The sequence below is a fragment of the Streptomyces anatolicus genome (genome assembly GCF_019400875.1).
Taxonomy (GTDB): Bacteria; Actinomycetota; Actinomycetes; order Streptomycetales; family Streptomycetaceae; genus Streptomyces; species Streptomyces anatolicus.
The window spans coordinates 1-5,658 of the sequence record NZ_WMBF01000417.1 but is presented as its reverse complement, the minus strand read 5'-3'; the positions used below and the strand labels follow the sequence as shown (position 1 = coordinate 5,658).

4 protein-coding genes are annotated in these 5,658 nt (G+C 71.9%); 2 read left to right on the top strand and 2 right to left on the bottom strand.

Annotation, left to right across the window (positions count from 1 at the left end):
* Together GKQ77_RS26410 and GKQ77_RS26405 are read left to right on the top strand one after the other, a co-directional pair.
* Positions 1–1,916 (top strand): ATP-binding protein (locus GKQ77_RS26410; RefSeq protein WP_219691433.1); only part of this gene is annotated, 1,916 nt, incomplete at its 5' end.
* Positions 1,903–3,558, top strand: a complete 1,656-nt coding sequence (locus GKQ77_RS26405) for a type 1 periplasmic-binding domain-containing protein (protein ID WP_308117797.1) — start codon at positions 1,903–1,905, stop codon at positions 3,556–3,558. The genes GKQ77_RS26410 and GKQ77_RS26405, both read left to right, overlap by 14 nt.
* Before the next feature lie 35 nt (positions 3,559–3,593).
* Here GKQ77_RS26405 and msrB read toward each other — a convergent pair whose 3' ends face one another.
* Entirely contained in the window at positions 3,594–4,004 is a 411-nt protein-coding gene (msrB, locus tag GKQ77_RS26400; protein ID WP_219691432.1) for a peptide-methionine (R)-S-oxide reductase MsrB, read from the bottom strand.
* A 13-nt stretch (positions 4,005–4,017) separates the two neighbouring features.
* Entirely contained in the window at positions 4,018–5,421 is a 1,404-nt protein-coding gene (murC, locus tag GKQ77_RS26395; RefSeq protein ID WP_219691431.1) for a UDP-N-acetylmuramate--L-alanine ligase, read from the bottom strand.
* Between the last annotated feature and the right edge of the window lie 237 nt (positions 5,422–5,658).

Below are 5,658 nucleotides of genomic sequence, written 5' to 3'. Positions count from 1 at the left end.
CCCTGCTCCTGACCGGACCGCACGGCAGCGGCCGCACCGCCGTCCTCGACGCCCTGTTCACCGCGTACCGCACCCGGCTTCCGGTGGCCAAGGTGAACTGTGCGCGAGGCGCCAACCCCGCCGGGGCGATGGTGGCCAACACCTCGTCCGGCGCCGACTTCCTGACCGATGTCGCCTGCGGGTTATGCGCCCCGGTCACCGGGCGCAAGCGGGTGCGGCTGCCGCGTCTGTGGACCGGGCTCACGGCCGTCTCCGCCTGGACCCGCGGCGACCAGGGGGAGCAGGCGGTCGCCCGGGCGAGGATGCAGCGCCTGCTCATCGAGTGCGGCCTGGTTCCCCCGGCCTCACCGGACGCGACCAGCTGGCCCCAGGACGTCAACAGGACGCTGCCGGTGGGCGACCAGGGAGACCTGGCACCGATCGCGGAGGCCTCCGTGCAGCTGTTCACCGAGCGCTATCTGAGCCGTCGGCAGGCCCGTGACGTGCGGCCCTTCTACGCCGACCGGCTCGGGCCCGGCCGCAACGCGCAGCCCCTCAGCGAACTGTGCCGCTCCTTCCACCTCGGGGACGACTTACGGGAGGAGGCCGAGGCCTCGCTCGCGGCGGCGCTCCTCGCGGACCTGCGGGACCACTACAGCGGCTGGGCGCACCTCAACCACGTACCACGGCCGCTGCTCCTGCTCGACGACGTGCACACCGCACCCGGCTCCCGCCTCCTCGAACACCTCCTCACCCACCGGACGAAGGGCGCGCGCGACCCGCTGATCCTGGTGGCCTCCGCGCGCGGCGGGGCCCGCCACCGCGCCGGGCCCGACGCGGCGGTACGCACGCTGGCGCAGGTCGCGGGCGGGGCGAGCGGCTGGCAGCGCCCGGAGACCCGCACCTGGTCGGCCGGGCTCATCGCCCTGGACCTGCCGCCGCTCGGACGCAACGACATCGTGGCGATGCTGATGACCGTCGACCCGCCGCCGCGGCCCGATCTGCCGCGCGCGGTACGCCGGTTCACCCAGGGCTCACCCCTGGGGTGCGGGCTGCTCAGGGACGCCCTCGCGGCCGACCCGCACGCCGCTTACGCCGCCGGGTACGACGTGGGGGCGCTGCGGCTCGCCGGGCGGGCGGTGACCTGGCAGATCGCGACCCGGCTCGTGCCCGACCCGCAGCTGCTCAGCAATCTGATCCTGTTCTCCGTGGCCCAGGACGACGCGGCGGCGCACGCCCTGGCCGACACCTATCTGGCCGCCGACCCCCAGCTCGCGGCCGTCGCGACCGCCCGCAGCCATCTGCACGCCGAGCACGGCACGAGGGCGGCTCGGCCGTTCGTCGCCGACCCGTTCCTGCGGGCCGTGCTCGTCCACGAGCTGCGCCGCCGCAGGCCGGAGTCGACGCGGCCGCCGCAGACCTGGTCCGGCATCCACGAGCGGCTGCGCACCCACCACGAGAACGCGGGGCAGCCCGTAGAGGCCCTGCACCACGCGCTCGCCAACGGCGACGCCGGACACGTGGCGCGCCGCCTGACCGAGCTGTTCGCCACGCCGACCTCCGCCCAGACGTGGCTGCGCCACCTGTGGCAGGTGGCATCGGCCCCGCATCCGCCGCGCCCGGGCTGGGCCGACGAGTGCCGGGCCTACGCCACGGGAACGCCCGGCACGGAGCCCGCCGGGGACTTCGTGCAGCGCTCCGTATACCGCCTCCTCCACGCCGTGTGGCTGGCCGCCGACCCGCTGACCGCACCGGACGAGCCGCTGTGCGGGCGGATCAAGTGGGAGCTGGAATTCCTCTCGGCGCGGCACTCCACGGGGGCGGGCATCCTCTTCGACGCCGCCGAGGAGTGGCACGACGCACTGCGCGAGCTGCGCACCCCGCCCTCCGCCCTGCCTGCCCAGGCCCCTGAAGGGAGCCACGGTGAAAGCCACTGACATATTCGTCCGTCCGGCGCTAGGCCTGGGCCGGTTCGTGTTCGTGCGCCCGTTCACCCGGTTGCGGGGCCGCCCGCCGGGCCCCGCGGAGAAGGGGGTGGCGGGCCTTGTGGCCCTCGCTCTCCTGATCGCCGCGACGGTCTCCGTGGTCTCGTGGATCACCAGGGACGACTGCTCGCAGGGGCTGCGGGAGCAGCAGGGCGAGTGTGTCGGGCTCCTGGATGCCACGGCTGCCTCGCCCTCCTTCAAGCCGGGCGATGACGGTCCCGACGAGCGCTTCTCCCGTCTGGTGACGCGCGTCGCCGGGGAGAACCAGCGGGTGCGCGACGCCTGGGAGCACCCCAAGGAGGACGCCCACAGGAAGCCGTACGTGAAGGTCGCCCTGCTGCTCCCGTTCAACGCCTCCGAGTCCGGGGCGATGACCGCCGCACTCATCGAGCACTCCCTGGCGGGCGCCTACGCGGCGCAGCTCAAGGCGAACAGCGCGCAGACCGGCATCAACTTCCAGATGCTGCTCGGCAACATCGGCAAGGACCTCTCCCTGTGGCGCCCGGCCGTGGACAAGGCGGCGGAGCTGGCGGGGACCAAGGTGACCAAGGAGGGCGACGCCCCGCTCGTCGGCGCGATGGGTCTGCCCAACAGCGAGCAGGACTCGCAGGACGCGGCGAGTGCCCTGTCCGCCGCGGACATCCCGGCGGTGAGCGGTGTCCTCAGCTCCCCCGAGATCGAGGCCGACACGTTCTTCAAGGTGGCCCCCAACAACCGCAACGCCGTGACCGCCCTCGCGCGGTACCTCAAGGAGGAGCCGGGGAAGAAGCGGGGCTATCTCGTCTGGGACTCGCGCGCGCACGACAACTACGTCAGCAACACCAAGGCGGAGCTGGAGAAGCGCTTCGGCAAGGCCTATCAACTGCACATCCGGCAGAGTTCGTACGTCGGCACCATGGGCCCCTATCAGGGCGCGCCGCACGCCGTGGCCGCGGCGGCCGAGGGCATCTGCAAGACGGAGTCGGACACGGTGTTCCTGGCGGGCAGGGACTGGGACCTGCCGTATCTGGTGGATGAGATCGCCAAGGAGCCCGAGTGCCAGGGCCGCGAGGCGAAGGAGCCCATCCGGATCCTGCGGGTCTCCACCGGGCTCACGTCACGGCTCACCACCGCCAAGTCCCGCGAGCGGATGGAGCAGGCCGGCGTCGTCACCCTCAACGCGGCGGCCACCGACGGTCCTTCGTGGCGCGCGGGCCAGGACGCGCCCGCCCAGTTCGCGCCGTTCGCCGCCGCCATGGCCAAGGAGACGGACCTCAAGGGCACAGCCCTGGACGACGGTTACGCGCTCATGCACCACGACGCCTTCCAGGTGCTCGCCCAGGCCGTCCGCGAGGCGAAGAAGAGCCTCGGGAAGCTACAGCTGCCCTCCACGCACGACGTCACCAACACCATCAGGAACATGCAGATGCTGCCCGACGACACCTGCAAGGGCTGCGTCAGGGGCGCGACCGGCGACTTCGGCTACACCGACCGGAACGGCAACTGGCCTGTCTGCAAGCGCGTCCCTGTCGTGCAGTTCCCTCGGCCGAAGGAGTACAGCCCGCCGAAGGCGTTCCGCACGCACCAGGGCAAGAACGGAACCTGCCCGGGATGATCCCGGGCCCGGCCCCACTTGACCCCACGTCCCCGTCACTCGCCGCCGGCGGGCTCAAGACGCAGCGAGATCGAGTTGATGCAGTACCGCTGGTCGGTGGGCGTGGGGTAGCCCTCGCCCTCGAAGACATGCCCGAGGTGCGATCCGCAGCGCGCGCACCGCACCTCGGTGCGGACCATGCCGTGCGAGGTGTCCTGGACGAGTTCGACGGCGTCCGTGTCCTTCGGGTCGAAGAAGCTCGGCCAGCCGCAGTGCGACTCGAACTTCTCCTCCGAGGTGAACAGCTCCGCGCCGCACGCGCGGCAGGAGTAGACGCCCTTCGTCTTCGTATCGGTGTACTCACCCACGAAGGCAGGTTCCGTGCCGGCCTGGCGCAGCACCGCGTACTCGGCGGGGGTCAGCTCGGCGCGCCACTGCTCGTCCGGCTTCTCGACGTCGTACGACATGGGTGGGTCCCCTTCACTTCGACAGTTCGGCCAGGATCCGCGGGCCGAGGTCCGTGACATCGCCCGCTCCCATGGTGAGAACAAGATCGCCGGGCTTCGCCATTCCCGCGATCGCCGCGACCGCCGCGTCCTTGTCCGGGGCGGCCGCCACCTCGGCGCCCGCGGCGCGGGCCGCGTCGATGATCAGGGCGCTTGTGATGCCGGGGATCGGGTCCTCGCGGGCCGGATAGATGTCCAGGACCACGGAGGAGTCGGCGAGGGACAGGGCCTGGCCCATCTCGGTGCCGAGCTCCTGGGTGCGCGAGAAGAGGTGGGGCTGGAAGAGGACGAGGATGCGGGAGTCACCGGCGGCGGAGCGCATGGCCTCCAGGTCGGCCGTCATCTCCGTGGGGTGGTGCGCATACGAGTCGATGACCTGCACGCCCGCCGCCTCGCCCTTGAGCTGGAGGCGCCGCTTGACGCCGGTGTAGGAGCCGAGCGCGGAGGCGAGGTTGTGCGCGGGGATGCCGAGCGCGATGCCCGCGGCGAGGGCGGCGACCGCGTTGTTCGCGTAGTGGCGGCCGGGCACCGAGACCTGGAAGGTGAGGAACTTGCCGTTCAGGACGACGGTGACCTCGCTGGTCAGACCGCGCGCGGTGATCTTGTGAATGCGCAGGTCGGCGCCGTCGGACTCACCGTAGGTGACGACCTTCAGCTCTCCGAGGTCCCGCAGGCGCTTGGTCAGCTCGACGGCGCCGTGCTGATCGGCGGAGATCACCAGGGTGCCGCCGGGGACGATCTTGCCCGCGAAGATCTCGAAGGATTCGTAGATCTCGTCCATCGACGCGTAGTTGGCGTGGTGGTCCAGCTCCACGTTGAGGACGATGGCGACCTCGGGCGCGTACTTGTGGAAGCTGCGGTCGCTTTCATCGGCCTCGGCGACGAAGATGTCACCCTCGCCGTGCAGCGCGTTCGACCCGGGCACGTCCAGGTCGCCGCCGATCGCGTACGACGGGCCGAGACCGAGGGTGGCGAGCGTGACGGCGAGCATCGACGTCGTCGTGGTCTTGCCGTGCGTACCCGCGACGGCGATCGGGCGCAGACCGTCCATCAGGGAGGCCAGGGCATCCGAGCGGTGCACGACGGGGATGCCGAGCTCGGCGGCGCGGGCCAGCTCGGGGTTGTCGGCGCGGATCGCGGAGGAGACGACGACGCAGGTCGCGTCGGGGGCGAGGTGGGCGGCGTCGTGCCCGATGTGGACCGTGGCACCGAGCGCGCGCAACGCCTCGGCCGTGGCGGACTCCCGGGCATCGCTACCGGCGACCTTGGCCCCGCGCTGGGCCAGAATCTTGGCGATACCCGACATCCCGGCCCCGCCGATGCCGATGAAGTGCGGTCGGCCCATGTCGGCCATGGACTGGGGCAGGCCGGATGCCATGCGTGTGTCTCCCCTGGTGCTGCGACGAGTAAAGCGCCGTACGGCGCGCGAACGCCCCCAGCCTATTGCCTACTCAACACTGCCCAGCGCCCGCCACGAAAGCGCCCCGAAGGGGCGCGGGGAACGGCGCGCCCAGCCCCAACAAACCCGCAGCAGCACACGCCCCCGCAGGGAAGCGCCCCGAAGGGGCGCGGGGAACGGCGCGCCCAGCCCCAACAAACCCGCACGACAGAGACC

Coding starts and splice junctions, on each gene's coding strand:
- msrB (WP_219691432.1), bottom strand. CDS start 4,004: ATGTCGTACGACGTCGAGAAGCCGGACGAGCAGTGGCGCGCCGAGCTG.
- murC (WP_219691431.1), bottom strand. CDS start 5,421: ATGGCATCCGGCCTGCCCCAGTCCATGGCCGACATGGGCCGACCGCAC.